This is a genomic window from Geobacillus sp. PK12 (assembly GCF_004123125.1).
GTDB classification, from domain to species: domain Bacteria; phylum Bacillota; class Bacilli; order Bacillales; family Anoxybacillaceae; genus Geobacillus; species Geobacillus zalihae.
Genome location: NZ_SDKL01000023.1, coordinates 35,388 through 54,487, shown reverse-complemented (window position 1 = coordinate 54,487; position 19,100 = coordinate 35,388). Strand labels below are relative to the sequence as shown.

Here is a 19,100-nt window from a genome sequence, read left to right as displayed (position 1 = left end):
CGCCATTATGGGCGGTGATGCTCCCGGTGGCCGCGCCGAAAGTCAGGCACCTCCAACCGGCCGGATGCGGGGAACGAATGGAGGTGGAGCGATCGTGTCTTTTGCATCGGAAACGAAAAAGGAATTGACCCATTTAGAGGTGAAGCCTTGCTGCTTGCGCGCGGAGCTGTCGGCGCTTTTGCGCATGAACGGTTCACTGTCGTTTTCCGGCGGGCGAATGGCCATCGATGTCCAGACGGAAAATGCGGCGATCGCTCGGCGCATTTATACGTTATTGAAAAAGGGCTACGATGTCGCCGTCGAGCTGTTTGTCCGCAAGAAAATGCGCTTGAAAAAAAACAACGTCTACATCGTCCGCGTGACCGACGGTGCGGCCTCTTTGCTTCGTGAACTTCACATTGTCAACGGCGATTTTTCGCTCATCCATGACATTTCCCCGGAGCTCGTCAAGAAAAAATGCTGCAAGCGCTCGTATTTGCGCGGCGCGTTTTTGGCTGGCGGTTCGGTCAACAACCCGGAGACGTCGTCTTACCATTTGGAGATTTTTTCGCTGTATGAGGAGCATAACCGGGCGTTATGCGAATTGATGAACAGCCACTTTTTTTTAAATGCGAAAACGTTGGAACGGAAAAAGGGGTTTATTACGTATTTAAAAGAGGCGGAAAAAATCGCCGAGTTTTTGAACATCATCGGCGCCCATCAAGCGCTGCTCCGCTTTGAGGACATTCGCATCGTCCGCGATATGCGCAACTCGGTCAACCGGCTTGTCAATTGCGAAACCGCCAATTTGAACAAAACGATCGGCGCTGCGCTTCGCCAGGTGGAGAACATCCGCTACATCGACGAGACGATCGGCCTTGATTCACTGCCGGCCAAGCTGCGGGAAATCGCGAAACTTCGCATCGAGCATCAAGACGTGACGCTGAAAGAGCTCGGGGAGATGGTTGCCGGTGGAAAAATCAGCAAATCCGGCATCAACCACCGGCTGCGCAAAATTGATGAGATCGCGGAGCGGCTGCGGGCTGGAAAGCCGGTCGATTTCCATAAATCGCTGTAAAGGGGAGATGGAGAATGGTGGAAAAACAAGTGGAAGTGAAATTAAAAACCGGGCTGCAGGCGCGCCCGGCGGCGTTGTTTGTCCAAGAAGCGAACCGTTTTTCCGCTGATGTGTTTTTGGAAAAAGACGGAAAACGGGTCAACGCGAAAAGCATTATGGGCTTGATGAGCCTTGCTGTCGGCCATGGAGCGGTGATCACGCTCATTGCCGACGGTCCGGATGAGCAAGAAGCGATCGAAAAGCTCGCCGCCTATGTGCAAAAGGAAAAGTAAAGCAGCGTGTGGGGCTGGCGGGGAAAGGAATGGAAAAGGCTGCTCCGTTTTTGTCGGAAGCAGCCTTTTTTCGTCAATGTCGGTGCAGGCGCAGCTCTATAGCGGTTCTGCCAACGTGTGCATGCCTTATTTTTCATCAGCGCGCGTCAGCACGCGGTCAATGATGCCGTATTCCATTGCTTTTTGCGCGGTCATAAAGTTGTCGCGGTCCGTATCGCGCTCGATCACTTCGATCGGTTGGCCGGTGTTTTCCGATAAAATGCGGTTCAATTTGTCGCGCAAGAACAAAATGCGCTTCGCTGCGATTTCGATTTCCGTTGCTTGCCCTTGGGCGCCGCCGAGCGGTTGGTGGATCATGATTTCACTGTTTGGAAGCGCGAACCGTTTCCCTTTCGCACCGGCGGCAAGCAAAAACGCCCCCATGGAAGCGGCCATGCCGATGCAAATCGTCGATACGTCCGGTTTGATGAACTGCATCGTGTCGTAAATCGCCAGGCCAGCTGTGATCGAGCCGCCCGGGCTGTTGATGTACAAGGAAATATCTTTGTCCGGGTCTTCCGCCGCCAAAAACAGCAGCTGCGACACGATCGAGTTGGCCACTTGGTCGTCGATCGGGCTGCCAAGGAACACGATTCGGTCTTTCAATAAGCGCGAATAAATGTCGTACGCCCGCTCCCCGCGGTTCGTCTGTTCGATGACAGTCGGAATCAAATACATCAAAAACGCCTCCTTTTCCATCCTAATGGATCAATATGTACGCCTTAATCATACACGAATGGTCAATGAAGGTCAAACAAAACGACCTTCCCCATTCTTTATAACATATTCGCGGCTGGCGGCAAACATCCCTTTTTTCATCATAACCGCTTTTTCGTTTTTTTAACCTGTTGCCCCGTTGATGGGGGAAGGAACAAAGGTGCAATTTTTCCTGCTTTTGATGGCATTTTTCCTCTTGCATTTTTGCGCGATCCTGCTATAATAGAACATGCGACGGAACGAAATAGAGAAATCATGAACTTCCATGCCCTCGTAGTGTAGTGGATAGCACGAGAGATTCCGGTTCTCTTAGCGTGGGTTCGAATCCTGCCGAGGGCGCTACTTGTATCCGACCTGTTCGGATCGGAATTCCTAGACTCCTTGATACGACCGCGTTTGCGGTCGTTTTTCATTTTTGGGGAATCCCGAAAAAAACGATAGAATCCGAAAAAATTTTGCACGAATTTTGCACGGCTATTTGGTACGATCCAGTTCCGCCATCGCGAGATCGACCTGCCGGGATTCTTTTTGTTCCATCTCATCTAAAATATGCGAGTACGTTTGCAGAGTAGTGACAATATGGCGGAACGGGAAACGAGTTTGGAGCAGCTGGCTTCGATTCGGTTTCGCCAACCGTCGATCACGATTCGGACCTTGTCCGCAGACAAAGCGTATGGCGCCACGGAGTATCTGGAAGCGCTCTTTCTTCATCCAGACTACAGTTTTTTGTTTTTTGTCGTGTAAATGCCACTAATAAGTGAAAGGTGCAAACCGAATCCTCCTTCCGTTGCGTCACCCGATTGGGCGGCGTTTTTTATTTAGGTGAGGTGATACACGTGTAGAAGTTGCACGAGGTATTGAACGATAACAAAAGCTAAACCACATGAAGAAAAAGGACGGAATGACCTGGGGCGACTGGATGGAGATCATGGGGTCCGGCGCGATACGTATAAACGAGTGCGCGGGGCGGTGAGGAGGAAATGGGAAGGAATAAAGACCCTTAGGTTAAAAAACATATACTTGGTATATGGTTATAATCCTGCCGAGGCAAAACAGCCGCCTAGGAGGCTGTTTTTCTTTTAGATCAGCAGCGGACGCGCCGCTTTCCTCGAGAGGGTTCCCAAATCAAGGGCTCGGGCGGGGCATTGGGTTTTTTCGTCTGAACAGGCGCCGGTTCGGGCGGTCGACAAGGCCGCTTTCCGCCGTCAAAAATTTCTCCTACCCCCTCCCGCTCCCGTCGTGTACAATAAAAGAAAGGGAGGCGTGACGATGAGGGCGGAGTTATGGCAAGAGCAGCGGCTGCAGTTGTCGCTGACAAAGGAACTTGTGCAGGCGATTGAACTGTTGCAATATTCTGCAGTGGATTTGGAAGCGTTTTTATATGAACAGTCGCTGGAAAACCCGTTTTTGGAAATTCGCCGCACCCGGGTGCGGCAACGGCCAAGCCGGACAGAAAGAGACCAAAAGCAATGGCTCGAGAACATTGGCGCCCGCGCAGAGACGCTTGTTGGCCATTTGCTTTCTCAGCTGCCTGCGTTAAAGCTCGGTGATCGGGAAGAGCGCATCGTCCGTTATCTCATTGCCTCGCTCGATGAGGATGGCTATTTGCGCGTGCCGCTTGCCGAGCTGGCGGAGCGGTTTTCCACATCGATCCAAGAAATGGAATGGGGGTTGCGCCTTGTGCAGTCGCTTGACCCGCCGGGAGTCGGCGCCCGCGATTTGGCGGAATGCCTTCTTTTGCAGCTGGAACGTCTTCCGGAGCGCGACGAGCTGGCGGAAACGATCGTTCGTGATCATTTTATTCCTTTTGCGGAAAAATCGTGGAAAACGCTCTCCAAACAGCTTGGCGTCAGCCTTGGCGAACTGCAGCGCGTCTTCGAGCTTATTCGTTCACTCGAGCCACGGCCGGGCATTCACTATTCGAGCGAAACCCCGCCTTTGGTCGTGCCGGATGTCATCGTCACCCGCAAAGGGGATGGAGACTGGATTGTCGCCTACAACGATGACATCCATCCGGAGCTCGGATGGAATCGGGAGTACGAGCGGCGCATCGCCGCATCGAGCGATCGGCATGCCGAACAGTTTATCAAAGAAAAATATCGGCAGTTTACATGGCTTGCAAAAAGCCTAGAGCAGCGAAAACAGACGCTTCTTCGGCTCATGGCGGTCATTGTCGAGCGCCAGCGTCCGTGTTTGGAGTTCGGTCTTGCGGCGCTTAAACCGATGACGATGCGCGAGGTGGCCGAGGAGCTCGGCGTCCATGAATCGACGGTAAGCCGTGCGGTGCGTCATAAATATGTGCAAACGCCGTTTGGCACGATCGAGCTGCGCCGCTTCTTTTCGAACGCCGCGACGGCCAAGGAAACGATCGAGGCGGCTTCCTCCGCTCAAGTGAAAGCGATCATCCAAGAGCTGATCGCGGCGGAAGACCGACAGGCGCCGCTTTCTGACCAACAGCTGGCCGATTTGCTTCATGGCCGCTACGGCATCGCCATTTCCCGCCGCACGGTCGCCAAATACCGCGAGCAGCTGCGCATTCCTTCTTCGGCGAAACGAAAGCAATACACCGGAGCTTGATGCGACCGGTGAAAGAAAGGAAGAACGCGATGCACATCCGGTTGTACACGAAGACGAACTGTCCGCTTTGCGACAAAGCGAAAGCGGTTTTGACGGAGCTGCAGGCAGACTATCGGTTTACGATGGAAGAGATCGATATTTATGAAGACGACGCGCTTCTCGAGAAATATCAGTTGATGATTCCGGTCGTCGAGCTTGACGGGGAAGAAATCGGGTATGGGATGATTGAAAAAGAAATGGTGAGAAAGCGGTTGCGGCAAGTGCGAAACAGTTGAACGGCTCAATTCCTCCTGCTATAATGAAAATGGCGCGGGAGGAATTTTTTATCGATTGGCGGGACATAATATGTCATACTGGGACAAAAAACGTCCCTATGTTCTGCTAAGGGGAAGGATCGATGCAACCGTTAGTAGAGGCATTAAAAAAATTATCGCCCGACTTGCTTGACGTTATGCAAAAACGGTACGAGATTTTGCACTCCATTTCGCTTATGGCGCCGGTCGGGCGGCGGGTGCTGGCTGCCAGCCTTGGCATGAGCGAGCGGGTGCTGCGGTCGGAAACAGAGTTTTTGAAAGGGCAAAACTTGCTTTCCGCCGATGTATCGGGCATGAGGCTGACGGAAGAAGGCCAAGCGCTGCTGTATACGCTCCACGATTTGATGCGGGAAGCGCTTGGGCTCAAGGAATTGGAAGCGGCGCTCAAAGAACGGCTCCGTGTCGGGCGCGTCGTCGTCGTTGCCGGGGATAGCGACCGGTTTCCTTGGGTAAAAAAAGAAATGGGAAGAGCGTGCGTCGCCCGCATGAAAGAGCGGCTTCAGCCGGGGGACGTTGTCGCGGTGGCCGGTGGGACGACGATGGCGGCGGTCGCGGAGATGATGACGCCGGACCCACAGCTGAGCGGTGTGCTGTTCGTTCCAGCGCGCGGCGGCCTTGGCGAAGATGTCGAGAACCAGGCGAACACGATTTGCGCCAAAATGGCGGAAAAAGCAGCCGGTCGTTATCGGCTTCTCCATGTGCCCGACCAGCTGAGCGACGAAGCGTATGCGTCGCTCGTCGAAGAGCCAGCCGTGAAGGAAGTGCTGGAGCTCATCCAATCGTGCCGCATGGTCGTCCATGGCATCGGGGAAGCGGTGACGATGGCGAAACGGCGGCGGACGCCGCCTTCGGAGATGGAAAACATCATCGCCCGCCATGCCGTCGCCGAGGCGTTCGGCTATTATTTCAATGAGCAGGGCGATGTCGTCCATAAGGTGAAAACGGTCGGCATTCAACTTGAGCATCTCCCGCATGTCGAACACGTCATCGCCGTCGCCGGAGGGGCATCGAAGGCGAAAGCCATTCGCGCCTATATGAAGCGGGCGCCGCATTCACTGCTCGTCACCGACGAAGGTGCCGCCAAAGCGTTAGTAGGGGAATAACTTCCCTTGCCGATACTATTCAGCAGCAAAGTTAAGGAGGAAAACACGATGACAGTAAAAGTTGGGATCAACGGATTTGGCCGCATTGGGCGCAATGTGTTCCGCGCGGCATTGAAAAATCCGAACATTGAAGTGGTGGCGGTGAACGATTTAACGGATGCCAACACGCTTGCGCATTTGTTGAAGTATGACTCCGTTCACGGCCAGCTGGATGCCGAAGTGTCCGTCAACGGCAACAACTTGGTCGTCAACGGCAAAGAAATCATCGTCAAAGCGGAACGCGACCCGGCCAACTTGGCGTGGGGCGAAATCGGCGTTGACATCGTCGTCGAATCGACCGGCCGCTTCACGAAACGCGAAGATGCGGCGAAGCATTTGGAAGCCGGCGCGAAAAAAGTGATCATTTCCGCCCCGGCGAAAAACGAAGACATTACGATCGTCATGGGCGTCAACCAAGACAAATACGACCCGAAAAGCCACCATGTTATCTCGAACGCGTCGTGCACGACGAACTGCTTGGCGCCGTTTGCCAAAGTGCTGCATGAACAATTCGGCATCGTCCGCGGCATGATGACGACCGTTCACTCGTACACGAACGACCAACAAATTTTGGACTTGCCGCACAAAGATTTGCGCCGGGCTCGCGCGGCCGCGGAATCGATCATTCCGACGACGACCGGGGCGGCGAAAGCGGTCGCGCTCGTTTTGCCGGAATTGAAAGGAAAGTTGAACGGCATGGCGATGCGCGTGCCGACGCCGAACGTATCCGTTGTTGACTTGGTGGCGGAGCTGGAAAAAGAAGTGACGGTCGAAGAGGTGAATGCCGCATTGAAAGCGGCGGCCGAAGGCGAATTGAAAGGCATCTTGGCTTACAGCGAAGAACCGCTCGTCTCGCGCGACTACAACGGCAATCCGGCTTCGTCGACGATCGATGCGCTCTCGACCATGGTCATTGAGGGCAAAATGGTGAAAGTCGTTTCCTGGTACGACAACGAAACCGGCTATTCGCACCGCGTCGTCGACTTGGCGGCGTACATCGCGTCGAAAGGGCTGTAAGACGGGCTCGGCATTGAGTTTTCCGCCTGTTCAAGTCTATAATAGGAAAATGGAGGGGAGCGGGGAAATGATCCCCACTCCTTTTCCTTTTCCAACACCATCGTTGAAGGGGGCTGGAACGATGAACAAGAAGACGGTTCGCGACGTTGATGTCAAAGGGAAGCGCGTCTTCTGCCGCGTTGATTTCAACGTGCCGATGGAAGAAGGCGCGATCACTGATGACACACGCATTCGCGCCGCACTCCCGACGATCCGCTATTTGATCGAGCACGGGGCGAAAGTCATTTTGGCGAGCCACCTCGGCCGCCCGAAAGGAAAAGTGGTCGAAGAATTGCGTTTGGATGCCGTTGCCAAGCGGCTCGGCGAGCTGCTTGAACGCCCGGTCGTGAAAACGAATGAAGCGATCGGCGATGAGGTGAAGGCGGCGGTCGACCGTTTGAACGAAGGCGATGTGCTCTTGCTTGAGAACGTCCGCTTCTATCCGGGCGAAGAGAAAAATGATCTCGAGCTCGCCAAAGCGTTTGCGGAGCTTGCGGATCTATATGTCAACGATGCGTTCGGCGCCGCCCATCGCGCCCATGCGTCGACGGAAGGCATCGCCCATTACTTGCCGGCGGTGGCCGGATTTTTGATGGAAAAAGAACTCGAAGTGCTTGGCAAGGCGCTTTCGAATCCGGACCGCCCGTTTACAGCGATCATCGGCGGTGCGAAAGTGAAAGACAAAATCGGCGTCATCGACAATTTGCTTGAAAAAGTCGACAACTTGATCATCGGCGGCGGACTGGCGTACACGTTCGTCAAAGCGCTTGGGCATGATGTCGGCAAGTCGCTGCTTGAAGAAGATAAAATCGAACTGGCGAAATCGTTTATGGAAAAAGCAAAAGAAAAAGGCGTCCGTTTTTATATGCCGGTGGACGTGGTCGTCGCCGACCGGTTTGCGAACGACGCCAACACGAAAGTCGTGCCGATTGACGCGATTCCAGCCGATTGGGAGGCGCTTGACATCGGCCCGAAAACGCGCGAATTGTACCGCGATGTCATTCGCGAGTCGAAGCTCGTTGTCTGGAACGGCCCGATGGGCGTCTTTGAAATGGACGCGTTCGCGCACGGGACGAGAGCGATCGCTGAAGCATTGGCGGAAGCGCCCGACACCTATTCGGTCATCGGCGGCGGGGATTCGGCGGCGGCGGTTGAGAAATTCGGCTTGGCCGACAAAATGGATCATATTTCCACGGGCGGCGGCGCTTCGCTCGAGTTTATGGAAGGAAAACAGCTGCCGGGTGTCGTCGCGCTCGAAGACAAATGACCCGCGGCGCCGGATTTGGCGCATGGCGGCTGACGCCGCCCATTGAAAGGAAGGGTGAACGATGAGAAAACGCATCATTGCAGGCAATTGGAAAATGCATAAAACCTTGGCGGAAGCCGTTCAGTTTGTCGAGGAAGTGAAAGGGCTTGTACCGCCGAGAGCGGAAGTCGATTCCGTCGTTTGCGCGCCGTTTTTGTTTTTGGATCGGTTGGTGCAAAATACAAACGGCACCGATTTGCAAATCGGGGCGCAAAACATGCACTTTGCCGACCAAGGGGCGTACACAGGCGAAGTGAGCCCGGTCATGCTGAAAGACCTCGGCGTGACGTACGTCATTCTCGGCCATTCGGAGCGCCGGCAGATGTTTGCGGAAACGGATGAGACGGTGAACAAAAAAGTATTGGCCGCTTTCACCCGCGGCTTGACGCCGATCGTTTGCTGCGGCGAATCGCTTGAGGAGCGGGAAGCGGGGCAGACGAACGCCGTTGTCGCCTCGCAAGTGGAAAAAGCGCTCGCCGGCTTGACGCCGGAACAAGTGAAGCAAGCGGTCATCGCTTACGAGCCAATTTGGGCGATCGGCACGGGCAAATCGTCGACGGCGGAAGATGCGAACGACGTGTGCGGCCATATCCGTTCGGTTGTTTCGCGCCTGTTTGGCCCGGAGGCGGCGGAAGCGATCCGCATCCAATACGGCGGCAGCGTCAAACCGGACAACATCCGCGACTTCTTGGCGCAAGAACAGATCGACGGCGCCTTAGTCGGCGGGGCGAGCCTCGAGCCGGCTTCATTCTTGCAATTGGTGGAGGCGGGGCGCCATGAGTAAACGACCGGTTGCGCTCATCATTTTGGACGGGTTTGCGCTGCGCGAGGAAACGTATGGCAATGCGGTCGCCCAAGCTCACAAGCCCAATTTTGACCGCTATTGGAACGAATACCCGCACACAACGCTCAAGGCATGCGGCGAGGCGGTCGGGCTTCCGGAAGGGCAGATGGGCAACTCGGAAGTCGGCCATCTCAACATCGGCGCCGGGCGCATTGTGTACCAAAGCTTAACGCGGGTCAACATCGCCATTCGCGAAGGCGAGTTTGACCGGAATGAAACGTTTTTGGCGGCGATGAACCATGTGAAAGAGCATGGAACGAGCTTGCATTTGTTTGGTCTGCTGTCCGACGGCGGGGTGCACAGCCATATTCACCATTTGTACGCCCTCTTGCGCTTAGCGGCGAAAGAAGGCGTGAAGCGCGTGTACATCCACGGCTTTTTGGACGGCCGCGACGTCGGCCCGCAAACGGCGCCGCAATACATTAAAGAACTGCAGGAAAAAATCAAGGAGTACGGCGTCGGCGAAATCGCGACGTTGTCGGGCCGATACTACTCGATGGACCGCGACAAGCGGTGGGACCGCGTCGAGAAGGCGTACCGGGCGATGGTGTACGGCGAAGGCCCGACGTACCGCGATCCACTTGAATGCATCGAAGACTCATACCAACACGGCATTTACGACGAGTTCGTCCTGCCGTCGGTCATCGTTCGCGAAGACGGCCGGCCGGTGGCGACGATTCAAGACAATGACGCGATTATCTTCTATAATTTCCGCCCGGACCGGGCGATTCAAATTTCAAACACGTTTACGAACGAAGATTTCCGCGAGTTTGACCGCGGCCCGAAACATCCGAAGCATTTGTTCTTTGTCTGCTTGACCCATTTCAGCGAAACGGTGAAAGGGTATGTGGCGTTCAAGCCGACGAACTTGGACAACACGCTCGGGGAAGTGCTGTCGCAGCACGGTTTGCGCCAGCTGCGCATCGCCGAGACCGAAAAATACCCGCACGTGACGTTTTTCATCAGCGGCGGCCGCGAAGAGAAATTTCCAGGCGAAGACCGGATTTTGATCAACTCGCCGAAAGTGGCGACGTACGACTTAAAGCCGGAAATGAGCGCCTATGAAGTGACCGATGCGCTCCTCAAGGAAATTGAAGCCGATAAGTACGATGCGATCATTTTGAACTACGCTAACCCAGATATGGTCGGCCACTCCGGCAAGCTCGAGCCGACGATCAAGGCGGTGGAGGCCGTGGACGAATGCCTCGGCAAAGTCGTCGACGCCATTTTGGCCAAAGGCGGCATCGCCATCATCACCGCCGACCACGGCAACGCCGATGAAGTGCTGACGCCGGACGGCAAGCCGCAAACGGCGCATACAACGAATCCGGTGCCGGTGATCGTGACGAAAAAAGGCATCAAGCTGAGAGACGGCGGCATCTTAGGCGATTTGGCGCCGACGATGCTTGATTTGCTCGGTTTGCCGCAGCCGAACGAAATGACCGGGAAATCGTTGATTGTCAAATAACGATGATCTTGAGAAAACGATACGAAAAGGAGTGTGTTTTAATGTCTGCCATTATCGATGTCTACGCTCGTGAAGTGCTCGATTCGCGCGGCAACCCGACCGTAGAAGTGGAAGTGTACACAGAAGACGGCGGCTTCGGCCGCGCGCTGGTGCCGAGCGGCGCCTCGACCGGGGAATATGAAGCGGTCGAACTGCGCGACGGCGATAAAAACCGCTACCTCGGCAAAGGGGTGTTAAAAGCGGTCGAAAACGTGAATGAAATCATTGCGCCGGAAATCATCGGCCTCGAGGTCACTGACCAAGTGGCGATCGACCGGAAGTTGATTGAACTAGACGGCACGGAAAACAAAAGCAAGCTTGGCGCCAACGCCATTTTGGGCGTCTCGCTTGCCGTGGCCCGCGCGGCGGCGGACGAGCTCGGTTTGCCGCTGTACCAATACTTGGGCGGCTTTAACGCCAAAACGCTGCCGGTGCCGATGATGAACATTTTAAACGGCGGCGCGCATGCGGACAACAACGTCGACATTCAAGAATTTATGATCATGCCAGTCGGGGCGGAAAGCTTCCGCGAAGCGCTGCGCATGGGGGCGGAAATTTTCCACAGCTTAAAAGCGGTGCTGAAAGCGAAAGGCTACAACACCGCGGTCGGCGATGAAGGCGGCTTCGCCCCGAACTTGAAATCGAACGAAGAAGCGCTGCAAACGATCATCGAAGCGATCGAAAAAGCCGGCTACAAACCGGGCGAACAAGTGATGCTCGCCATGGACGTTGCCTCGTCCGAGCTGTACAACAAAGAAGACGGCAAATATCATCTTGAAGGCGAAGGCGTTGTGAAAACGTCGGAAGAAATGGTCGCTTGGTATGAAGAGCTTGTATCGAAATATCCGATCATCTCGATCGAAGACGGGCTCGATGAAAACGACTGGGAAGGCCATAAACTGCTGACCGAGCGGCTCGGCAAAAAAGTGCAGCTTGTCGGCGACGACTTGTTTGTCACAAACACGAAAAAACTGGCCGAAGGCATTGAAAAAGGCGTCGGCAACTCGATTTTGATCAAAGTGAACCAAATCGGCACGCTCACCGAAACGTTTGACGCCATCGAAATGGCGAAACGCGCCGGCTACACCGCCGTCGTCTCGCACCGCTCCGGCGAAACGGAAGACAGCACGATCGCCGACATCGCCGTCGCCACGAACGCCGGCCAAATCAAAACAGGCGCGCCGTCGCGCACCGACCGCGTCGCGAAATACAACCAGCTGCTCCGCATTGAAGATGAACTCGGCCACACGGCCATTTACCAAGGCATCCGCTCGTTTTACAATTTGAAAAAATAACCGATAACAGAATCATTACAGGCACCTTTCGGCTGTTTGCCAAGAAAGGTGCCTTTTTTTGCGGCGGGCGAGGATAGCAAAGGGTCGCGTCAAAAGCGCGTTATGAAGACTCCACATAGACCATCCCCTTGAGTATCGGAGGGATGTTCAAGGATGGAGTCGCCCTTGACCAACACCCGACAAAGGTGGGAAAGAATCGTCAAGGGCGGTGGAGACAAAAAGAAGGCAATCGTTTTCCCATATTACACCCATTACATACACAGTGATTGAATATTGGGTCTTAGGGATTTCAAACAAATCGGCGAATCATTTGGGCAACAAGCTTGTCACTTCTTTGTTCTGGTAAAGTTCTTTTTCATCTTCCGTACAACAATCAATACACTTAACTATTTTGAGAAGATCAATTTTGATTTGATTATATTTTTTAATTTTCTTGCAAATATTTCCCATGATTTCACTCTCATACTTAAACAATCACATCTTTGTCTCTAGAAGGCCGGTGAAAAACGAGGATACTTGAGAAATCGACGAAGCTGAATGAGAAACAAAAGCACGTTTTATCAAGGTTTCTGAATTTGAGAAAATATAGGTTTTACCTCGTTGCTAAGTAAATCACCGGGCTCCTAGAGATAAGTTGAAATTCCTTTTGAAGCTTCTTACTTCTTGTTTGTAGAAGAGCTTAAAAAACCAATGGGGACTGATAAAATAATGGAAGGTGAAATCGCACCCGAAGCCTGGTATGAGGGATGCTTAGTTTCCTATGGTTCTGGTAATGAAAAATATTGTTACCAAAATTACTTTGGAGCCAAGTGTAGAAGTGGAACACCAATTAACGCATTAGACCGATGCTGCCAAGCTCACGATCGTTGTTGGGCTAATTTTGGGAAAGGAGACGATGGTTGCGATTACGAATGATATCTCTGTGCATACGCTACTTATGATCCGGGCTGGTGGATGGTTGCCGAGTTTGGATTATTGTGCTCGCAAGGAAAATTAGGTAGCATTTTCTAAATGTTTTTATGAAAAGAGAAGGTCTATTCCAACCTTCTCTTTTCGTGCTCTTATCCTCCCATAACACGGGCTAAATAATAATAAAAACTCCAAAGACCTAAAGAACTAAGGCTACTTAACAAGACAGCAAGCGATAAAAATAGGTTGGCATTGGATTCCTTTTTATAACGAACTAGAAACATAATGGACAGGATGATACCAGCAACGAAAAAGGGTAGCCATACCAGCCATAAAGAACCGAAGGGGAACCCGGTATCTATGAGGTAACCCACTATAAAAACAAGATTGATAAATAAAATTACAGGAAGAATTATTTTCTTCATTTACACTTTCACCTTTTACTGGAAAATGGATTGAACAAAATCTTTTATATAATTTTAACAAAATATAGAAAGGTTTTAAATAGTTTTTTTATCTGTAGATGAGTATTTTTCATTATAATAATTTCCATGTCATAAGAGGTAAACAGGGTACTCCTTAGGCGACATGGAGCTGTTTTTTGATCGCATCAATGGGAATATCTTGCTTCGCAGCGTTATCAATGAACTCGACGATGCTGTGGCCTTTCCGCGATCGAAGCAACTCCAGCCCAGCGGAAAGGGTTTGTTGGGATTCGGCAACGCTGTACACGCAGGCTAAAGCACCACTGCCCCATACCGTTTCACCGCCCGAACATGGCGAACGCGGTATCCATCTAGCTTCAGTTGCTCTTTCGCCTGCTGGAAAGCACATTCGCTCGTTCAACGCTGGGCATCGTAACGCGAGATGTCTTCGTCGCTAAGCTCCCGATCGGTGCTCAAGAAGACACGGAGATGGTCCGGAGTCATCGGCTGATCCGCCTTCTAAGCCAGCAGCACCACCGCGTCATCGAGGCCATGGATCGACCCCTCATAGCGATACACGCGGTAACGCTCCTGACCCACCGTGACGAGGCGGGGGCTTGAGGCTTGATATAGCGGGCCAACGACTTGGCTTGGATGGCGATGCCTTTCGGATCAAGAATCCGGTTCGTCTTGAGCATGGCGATGACATGGAATCCCTGTTTCAGGCAGGCTTCGATGAGTTCCTTGGACGGATACCATGAATCCATAAGCACATACATCGGACGAGCCCGTTTCCCTTTGAGCAAGGAAAGCATCTCGATTGCCAGGTCCATTTTGCTGGTTTCCACCTTTTTGTCATACAAGTGGAACGCGAACGGAAACGCTTGCGTGAAGGTGTGCACCATCAGCCAAACGAGCGAATGCCCCCAGACCATTTGATGATCTTTATGGGAGTCATGACAATCACATCCTTGAATGACGTGCGTTGCCCGTGACGAAGGCTTCGTTTTTTGGCAAATCGTATCATCCATCGAAAGGAAAAGGGGCTGATTGGGGTCCGTTTGGCCAGGCGTTCGATCTGGGGAAGAACCCGTTCTTGAAGCTTCTCAAACAGCCTTTCCTCGTTCCAAGGGCTTTTCGTGAAAATGAGTTTGCTTTTCGAAAAGGGCATGACTACGGAGTGGCGATCATGGATGCCGGGAGAAGTGTATGCCAGTGAAGCAGGAAAGAACAGGAAGCCATTGGACGTGCATGGACTCATGTGTGTCGTGAGCGATTGGGTCCCAAGCGATGAAAAAAGCGATTCAAGGGGTTTGCCCAGAGACGACACATGTGGTGGATTATTTTCATGTCATTCAGCTGTTTACCGATGTGTTAGAACGTTGTCGCAAATATGTGGACAAAGGGGGGCAAGAAACACGGAAATGTTCGTTACGTTTGCCGGTTATTGAGCTAATGCCTAGAGAAGTTGACGGAGGAAGAACGTCAAATCATAGGAGAATGGTGTAACGAAAGCGATGTGATTATTATGTGTTATAGTTGGAAGATATGGAATGGATCGTCCATTTCTTTAACTAATGAGCATCCATGATGCTAGGATTGGCATCATGGATCTGTTTTTAGGGGATGATACGTATTTCTTAGTTTATCGGCTGAAACAGACGCCAACAACATCATCACAGCGGAATATACATGGGACGCATTGGGCCACCCGGTCACGATGACGAAAGGCGGAGCCACTTACTACTATCATTTGAACGGTCATGGAGATGTCGTGGCATTGACGGACGCAAGCGGAAATGTCGTTGTCCAATACGAGTATGACGCATGGGGCAACATTGTGAACCGGCGCGCTGGCGTTGGCGGCAGTCCGGGAAATCCGTATACATTGGGGGCTTGAGTTTGATACCATGCATGGAGTGACTTAAACAAAATGTTTTTGGCGTGATCGCGCCTCGAATCATCTCCTTCATGGTGTTCACTGCTTCGGCTGCGGCTATCTTTACTTTTGTACATGGGCGAGGCATCTCTCTTTTCGAAGCGGCATGAACACCTCTCATGCGGGCGCAAAACGATAGACGTGGGTGAGGTGGTGGTTTATACTATTTTTGAATCATTTGAATATTCAGAGGAGTGATAAAGATGGAACAAACCGTTGTTGAAACAAAGTACGGTCGGTTGCGCGGGGGAACAAATGAAGGGGTTTTCTATTGGAAAGGGATTCCGTACGCGAAAGCGCCGGTCGGTGAGCGCCGGTTTCTGCCGCCGGAGCCGCCTGAGGCATGGGATGGGGTGCGGGAGGCGACTGCCTTCGGTCCTGTCGTGATGCAGCCGTCGGATCCGATTTTCAGCGGATTGCTCGGGCGGATGAGCGAGCCGCCGAGCGAAGACGGGCTGTACCTGAACGTTTGGTCGCCGGCGGCGGATGGGAAGAAGCGGCCGGTGCTCGTCTGGATTCACGGCGGCGCCTTTTTGTTCGGCTCGGGTTCTTCGCCGTGGTATGACGGGACGGCGTTTGCGAAACACGGCGATGTCGTCGTCGTGACGATCAACTACCGAATGAACGTGTTTGGCTTTTTGCATCTCGGTGATTCGTTCGGCGAAGCGTACGCGCAAGCCGGGAATCTCGGCATTTTGGACCAAGTGGCGGCGCTGCGCTGGGTGAAGGAGAACATTGCGGCGTTTGGCGGTGATCCGGACAATGTGACGATTTTCGGTGAATCGGCGGGAGCGGCGAGCGTCGGCGTGCTGTTGTCGCTTCCGGAGGCGAAGGGGCTGTTTCGGCGCGCCATTTTGCAAAGCGGTTCGGGATCGCTTCTTCTCCGTTCGCCGGAGACCGCGATGGCGATGACCGAACGCATTCTTGATAAGGCTGGCATCCGTCCGGGCGACCGCGAACGGCTGTTGTCGATTCCTGCCGAGGAGCTGCTGCGGGCGGCGCTGTCGCTCGGTTCAGGGGTCATGTACGGTCCGGTGGTGGATGGCCGCGTATTGCGCCGCCATCCGATTGAAGCGCTCCGCGACGGGGCGGCCAGCGGCATTCCGATTCTCATCGGCGTGACGAAAGACGAGTACAACTTGTTTACCTTGACGGATCCGTCATGGATGAAGCTTGGCGAACACGAACTGCTTGACCGGATCAACCGTGAAGTCGGGCCCGTGCCGGAGGCGGCGATTCGCTATTATGCAGAAACGGCGGAGCCGTCGGCGCCCGCCTGGCAAAAGTGGCTTCGCATCATGACGTACCGCGTGTTTGTCGAGGGGATGCTGCGGACAGCGGACGCCCAAGCGGCCCACGGAGCGGATGTGTACATGTACCGGTTTGACTATGAAACGCCGGTGTTCGGCGGGCAGCTGAAAGCATGCCACGCGCTCGAGCTGCCGTTTGTGTTTCACAATCTCCATCAGCCGGGCGTCGCGAATTTCGTCGGCAACCGGCCGGAGCGCGAGGCGATCGCTGACCAAATGCATTACGCCTGGCTGGCGTTTGCCCGCACCGGCAACCCGAACGGCGATCACTTGCCGGAAGCGTGGCCGGCGTATACGAGCGAGCGCAAGGCGGCCTTTGTCTTTTCAGCCGCCAGCCATGTCGAAGATGATCCGTTTGGCCGCGAGCGAGCGGCATGGCAAGGACGCTAGAAGATTTGATTCGTGAGGGAGCACCGCCATCTGTGAAAAATGGAGCTTCGGCCTCTCTCCGCTAAACCAACAAAGGAACGGCCAACCGCCGTTCCTTTGTTATTCGTTTGCCCCCTGAGAAGGAAGCCCGAACTGTTCCGCCAGCGCTGGGTCGCGGTCGATGGCCTCGATGAGCTTGCGCATGACGTTGACGTCAAACGTAAAGTTCGCCCCAATCGGCGAGGTGACGAAAATTTTCCCTTTCTTCGCCTCCCGCGCCCGTTTGAATTGATAGCCGTCAATCGCGATGACGACTCGTTCGTCCGGTCTTGCCATTGAAGTCCCTCCAGTCGTTGCCGATTTGCTTTCTATTGTAACGTATTTCGGCGGCGGACGACAATGATCATACCGCACCCGATTCATGGAGCGTCAAGCGGATGGAGGATGAAACGCTCCCCCATCTATGCCAAAGGGGAGGAGCAGGGAATTTTTTGGCCCCATCCCTTCGATTTAGCCCTCTATATAAGTTGAAACTTTGTTTTACATCCAGTAGAACGCCCGCTGCATTCTATCAAAATGACTTGTTATGAAGGAAAACAGAATCGAACAATCGGAAAATCTTTATTGCAACTTATATAGAAAAGACAGGAAATGTAGTCTTTCCTTCAACATCGTTCCATTCTTTCGCTGCCTCCAGGCCGATCAGATCAGGTCAGATACGTTGCGATTTTTGCCAGGCATTCGTCAATGATTTCATCGATTTCCTCCATTTGAGCATCTTCTGGCTTGTATTTTTTTAAAATTTTTAGATGACGGGCTTTCCAATCTAATGTTTCACAAAAAAGAGAATCTGTTCCTTTCGTCGTGTTGAGACAGGCCCGCCAGTTGCCGCCAACGGCGATCTATGGTATAGTGAAATTATTGCAACGTCGGTCGTTGGAGGTGTCAGGCATGCATGCCTTGCTTGTGACGCTGCTTGTCATTGTGTCGATCGCGCTGATCGCAGTTGTCTTGCTGCAGTCGGGCCGCAGCGCCGGGCTGTCGGGGGCGATTACCGGCGGCGCCGAGCAATTGTTCGGGAAGCAGAAAGCGCGCGGGCTCGATGCGGTGTTTCAGCGCGTGACGGTTGTGTTGGCCGTCTTGTTTTTCGTATTGACGATCTTGGTTACGTACGTACAGCCATCATAAGTCAAACATGGGGCGGTCCATAGAATGAAGGGCTGCCCTTTCTATTTCACACTAGAGAGGAAGGAGAGCCGATGATGAAAATTGTTCCGCCGAAGCCGTTTTTCTTTGAAGCCGGGGAGCGGGCGGTGCTGCTTTTGCATGGGTTTACCGGCAATTCCGCCGACGTTCGGATGCTTGGGCGATTCTTGGAATCGAAAGGGTATACGTGCCACGCTCCGATTTACAAAGGGCATGGCGTGCCGCCGGAAGAGCTCGTCCACACCGGACCGGATGATTGGTGGCAAGACGTCATGAACGGCTATCAGTTTTTGAAAAACAAAGGCTACGAAAAAATTGCCGTGGCTGGATTGTCGCTTGGAGGCGTATTTTCTCTCAAATTAGGCTACACTGTACCTATAGAAGGCATTGTGACGATGTGCGCGCCGATGTACATCAAAAGCGAAGAAACGATGTACGAAGGTGTGCTCGAGTATGCGCGCGAGTATAAAAAGCGGGAAGGGAAATCAGAGGAACAAATCGAACAGGAAATGGAACGGTTCAAACAAACGCCGATGAAGACGTTGAAAGCCTTGCAAGAACTCATTGCCGATGTGCGCGCCCACCTTGATTTGGTTTATGCGCCGACGTTCGTCGTCCAAGCGCGCCATGATGAGATGATCAATCCAGACAGCGCGAACATCATTTATAACGAAATTGAATCGCCGGTCAAACAAATCAAATGGTATGAGCAATCAGGCCATGTGATTACGCTTGATCAAGAAAAAGATCAGCTGCATGAAGATATTTATGCATTTCTTGAATCGTTAGATTGGTAATGGAGAAAGGAGGGGATGG

18 protein-coding genes, 1 tRNA gene and 2 pseudogenes are annotated in these 19,100 nt (G+C 53.1%); 17 read left to right on the top strand and 4 right to left on the bottom strand.

What is annotated here, in order from left to right:
* Nucleotides 1-94: 94 nt before the first annotated feature.
* Both whiA and ETR37_RS09730 read left to right on the top strand, forming a co-directional pair.
* On the top strand, nt 95-1,057 hold the full coding sequence (whiA, locus tag ETR37_RS09735; RefSeq protein ID WP_011232534.1) for a DNA-binding protein WhiA: 963 nt from the start codon (nt 95-97) through the stop codon (nt 1,055-1,057).
* Nucleotides 1,058-1,071: 14 nt separating this feature from the next.
* Nucleotides 1,072-1,329 (top strand): HPr family phosphocarrier protein, encoded by a 258-nt coding sequence (locus ETR37_RS09730; RefSeq protein WP_015375787.1) that lies wholly within the window; start codon nt 1,072-1,074, stop codon nt 1,327-1,329.
* Nucleotides 1,330-1,455: 126 nt separating this feature from the next.
* On the opposite strand, the gene clpP is transcribed toward ETR37_RS09730, so the two are convergent.
* Nucleotides 1,456-2,046, bottom strand: a complete 591-nt coding sequence (gene clpP / locus ETR37_RS09725) for an ATP-dependent Clp endopeptidase proteolytic subunit ClpP (RefSeq protein ID WP_011232532.1) — start codon at nt 2,044-2,046, stop codon at nt 1,456-1,458.
* Nucleotides 2,047-2,352: 306 nt separating this feature from the next.
* On the opposite strand from clpP, the gene ETR37_RS09715 reads away from it, so the two are divergent.
* The 10 genes from ETR37_RS09715 to eno all read left to right on the top strand — a co-directional run bounded on the left by ETR37_RS09715 (nt 2,353) and on the right by eno (nt 12,126).
* Nucleotides 2,353-2,424: transfer RNA gene (locus ETR37_RS09715), tRNA-Arg, on the top strand.
* A 240-nt stretch (nt 2,425-2,664) separates the two neighbouring features.
* Nucleotides 2,665-2,829: a hypothetical protein gene (locus ETR37_RS19125; protein WP_015375785.1), complete on the top strand. Its 165-nt coding sequence runs from the start codon at nt 2,665-2,667 to the stop codon at nt 2,827-2,829.
* 525 nt (nt 2,830-3,354) lie between these two features.
* The gene (gene rpoN, locus ETR37_RS09705) at nt 3,355-4,662 is read left to right on the top strand and encodes an RNA polymerase factor sigma-54 (protein WP_129447199.1); all 1,308 of its coding nucleotides are present in this window, start codon (nt 3,355-3,357) and stop codon (nt 4,660-4,662) included.
* 29 nt (nt 4,663-4,691) lie between these two features.
* A complete protein-coding gene (locus ETR37_RS09700; protein WP_033006443.1) occupies nt 4,692-4,937 on the top strand; it encodes a glutaredoxin family protein in 246 nt (81 codons plus the stop codon).
* 122 nt (nt 4,938-5,059) lie between these two features.
* Nucleotides 5,060-6,079 carry a sugar-binding transcriptional regulator gene (locus ETR37_RS09695; RefSeq protein ID WP_020756342.1) on the top strand — a complete coding sequence of 340 codons (1,020 nt, stop codon included), beginning with the start codon at nt 5,060-5,062 and terminating at the stop codon, nt 6,077-6,079.
* A gap of 48 nt (nt 6,080-6,127) precedes the next feature.
* Nucleotides 6,128-7,135, top strand: coding sequence for a type I glyceraldehyde-3-phosphate dehydrogenase (gene gap, locus ETR37_RS09690; RefSeq protein ID WP_033006441.1), 1,008 nt, complete (start codon nt 6,128-6,130; stop codon nt 7,133-7,135).
* Between the two features lie 121 nt (nt 7,136-7,256).
* Nucleotides 7,257-8,441, top strand: coding sequence for a phosphoglycerate kinase (locus ETR37_RS09685; RefSeq protein WP_033006439.1), 1,185 nt, complete (start codon nt 7,257-7,259; stop codon nt 8,439-8,441).
* A gap of 61 nt (nt 8,442-8,502) precedes the next feature.
* A complete protein-coding gene (tpiA, locus tag ETR37_RS09680) occupies nt 8,503-9,264 on the top strand; it encodes a triose-phosphate isomerase (RefSeq protein ID WP_129447198.1) in 762 nt (253 codons plus the stop codon).
* The gene (gene gpmI / locus ETR37_RS09675; protein ID WP_129447197.1) at nt 9,257-10,792 is read left to right on the top strand and encodes a 2,3-bisphosphoglycerate-independent phosphoglycerate mutase; all 1,536 of its coding nucleotides are present in this window, start codon (nt 9,257-9,259) and stop codon (nt 10,790-10,792) included. The genes tpiA and gpmI overlap by 8 nt, the downstream gene beginning before the upstream one ends.
* A 41-nt stretch (nt 10,793-10,833) precedes the next feature.
* Nucleotides 10,834-12,126 (top strand): phosphopyruvate hydratase, encoded by a 1,293-nt coding sequence (gene eno / locus ETR37_RS09670; RefSeq protein ID WP_063193277.1) that lies wholly within the window; start codon nt 10,834-10,836, stop codon nt 12,124-12,126.
* A 1,061-nt stretch (nt 12,127-13,187) separates the two neighbouring features.
* On the opposite strand, the gene ETR37_RS09665 is transcribed toward eno, so the two are convergent.
* Together ETR37_RS09665 and ETR37_RS09660 are read right to left on the bottom strand one after the other, a co-directional pair.
* Nucleotides 13,188-13,460 carry a hypothetical protein gene (locus ETR37_RS09665; protein WP_081133126.1) on the bottom strand — a complete coding sequence of 91 codons (273 nt, stop codon included), beginning with the start codon at nt 13,458-13,460 and terminating at the stop codon, nt 13,188-13,190.
* A 154-nt stretch (nt 13,461-13,614) separates the two neighbouring features.
* A pseudogene (locus ETR37_RS09660) lies at nt 13,615-14,604 on the bottom strand (IS701 family transposase); the annotation flags it as partial.
* Between ETR37_RS09660 and ETR37_RS09655 the strand changes: the two are divergent.
* The 3 genes and pseudogenes from ETR37_RS09655 to ETR37_RS09645 form a co-directional block, all read left to right on the top strand.
* Nucleotides 14,587-14,997: pseudogene (locus ETR37_RS09655) on the top strand (transposase); the annotation flags it as partial. The pseudogenes ETR37_RS09660 and ETR37_RS09655 sit on opposite strands and share 18 nt — an antisense overlap.
* A gap of 183 nt (nt 14,998-15,180) precedes the next feature.
* On the top strand, nt 15,181-15,360 hold the full coding sequence (locus ETR37_RS09650; protein ID WP_122983948.1) for an RHS domain-containing protein: 180 nt from the start codon (nt 15,181-15,183) through the stop codon (nt 15,358-15,360).
* Between the two features lie 242 nt (nt 15,361-15,602).
* On the top strand, nt 15,603-17,099 hold the full coding sequence (locus ETR37_RS09645; RefSeq protein WP_129447196.1) for a carboxylesterase/lipase family protein: 1,497 nt from the start codon (nt 15,603-15,605) through the stop codon (nt 17,097-17,099).
* 99 nt (nt 17,100-17,198) lie between these two features.
* Here the strand turns inward: ETR37_RS09645 and ETR37_RS09640 are convergent, their stop codons facing one another.
* The gene (locus tag ETR37_RS09640; protein WP_013144264.1) at nt 17,199-17,414 is read right to left on the bottom strand and encodes a hypothetical protein; all 216 of its coding nucleotides are present in this window, start codon (nt 17,412-17,414) and stop codon (nt 17,199-17,201) included.
* Between the two features lie 615 nt (nt 17,415-18,029).
* Here ETR37_RS09640 and secG point away from each other — a divergent pair.
* Together secG and estA are read left to right on the top strand one after the other, a co-directional pair.
* Nucleotides 18,030-18,266 carry a preprotein translocase subunit SecG gene (gene secG / locus ETR37_RS09635; protein ID WP_013144265.1) on the top strand — a complete coding sequence of 79 codons (237 nt, stop codon included), beginning with the start codon at nt 18,030-18,032 and terminating at the stop codon, nt 18,264-18,266.
* Between the two features lie 74 nt (nt 18,267-18,340).
* A complete protein-coding gene (estA, locus tag ETR37_RS09630; RefSeq protein ID WP_033004594.1) occupies nt 18,341-19,081 on the top strand; it encodes a carboxylesterase in 741 nt (246 codons plus the stop codon).
* Nucleotides 19,082-19,100 lie beyond the last annotated feature (19 nt).

What these genes read in the sequence shown, in the direction of transcription:
- secG (WP_013144265.1), top strand. Translation starts at nt 18,030, where the DNA reads ATGCATGCCTTGCTTGTGACGCTGCTTGTCATTGTGTCGATCGCGCTG.
- ETR37_RS09730 (WP_015375787.1), top strand. Translation starts at nt 1,072, where the DNA reads ATGGTGGAAAAACAAGTGGAAGTGAAATTAAAAACCGGGCTGCAGGCG.
- ETR37_RS09695 (WP_020756342.1), top strand. Translation starts at nt 5,060, where the DNA reads ATGCAACCGTTAGTAGAGGCATTAAAAAAATTATCGCCCGACTTGCTT.
- ETR37_RS09700 (WP_033006443.1), top strand. Translation starts at nt 4,692, where the DNA reads ATGCACATCCGGTTGTACACGAAGACGAACTGTCCGCTTTGCGACAAA.
- tpiA (WP_129447198.1), top strand. Translation starts at nt 8,503, where the DNA reads ATGAGAAAACGCATCATTGCAGGCAATTGGAAAATGCATAAAACCTTG.
- ETR37_RS09640 (WP_013144264.1), bottom strand. Translation starts at nt 17,414, where the DNA reads ATGGCAAGACCGGACGAACGAGTCGTCATCGCGATTGACGGCTATCAA.
- ETR37_RS09685 (WP_033006439.1), top strand. Translation starts at nt 7,257, where the DNA reads ATGAACAAGAAGACGGTTCGCGACGTTGATGTCAAAGGGAAGCGCGTC.
- clpP (WP_011232532.1), bottom strand. Translation starts at nt 2,046, where the DNA reads ATGTATTTGATTCCGACTGTCATCGAACAGACGAACCGCGGGGAGCGG.
- gpmI (WP_129447197.1), top strand. Translation starts at nt 9,257, where the DNA reads ATGAGTAAACGACCGGTTGCGCTCATCATTTTGGACGGGTTTGCGCTG.
- estA (WP_033004594.1), top strand. Translation starts at nt 18,341, where the DNA reads ATGAAAATTGTTCCGCCGAAGCCGTTTTTCTTTGAAGCCGGGGAGCGG.
- gap (WP_033006441.1), top strand. Translation starts at nt 6,128, where the DNA reads ATGACAGTAAAAGTTGGGATCAACGGATTTGGCCGCATTGGGCGCAAT.
- ETR37_RS19125 (WP_015375785.1), top strand. Translation starts at nt 2,665, where the DNA reads ATGGCGGAACGGGAAACGAGTTTGGAGCAGCTGGCTTCGATTCGGTTT.
- ETR37_RS09645 (WP_129447196.1), top strand. Translation starts at nt 15,603, where the DNA reads ATGGAACAAACCGTTGTTGAAACAAAGTACGGTCGGTTGCGCGGGGGA.
- ETR37_RS09665 (WP_081133126.1), bottom strand. Translation starts at nt 13,460, where the DNA reads ATGAAGAAAATAATTCTTCCTGTAATTTTATTTATCAATCTTGTTTTT.
- eno (WP_063193277.1), top strand. Translation starts at nt 10,834, where the DNA reads ATGTCTGCCATTATCGATGTCTACGCTCGTGAAGTGCTCGATTCGCGC.
- rpoN (WP_129447199.1), top strand. Translation starts at nt 3,355, where the DNA reads ATGAGGGCGGAGTTATGGCAAGAGCAGCGGCTGCAGTTGTCGCTGACA.
- ETR37_RS09650 (WP_122983948.1), top strand. Translation starts at nt 15,181, where the DNA reads ATGACGAAAGGCGGAGCCACTTACTACTATCATTTGAACGGTCATGGA.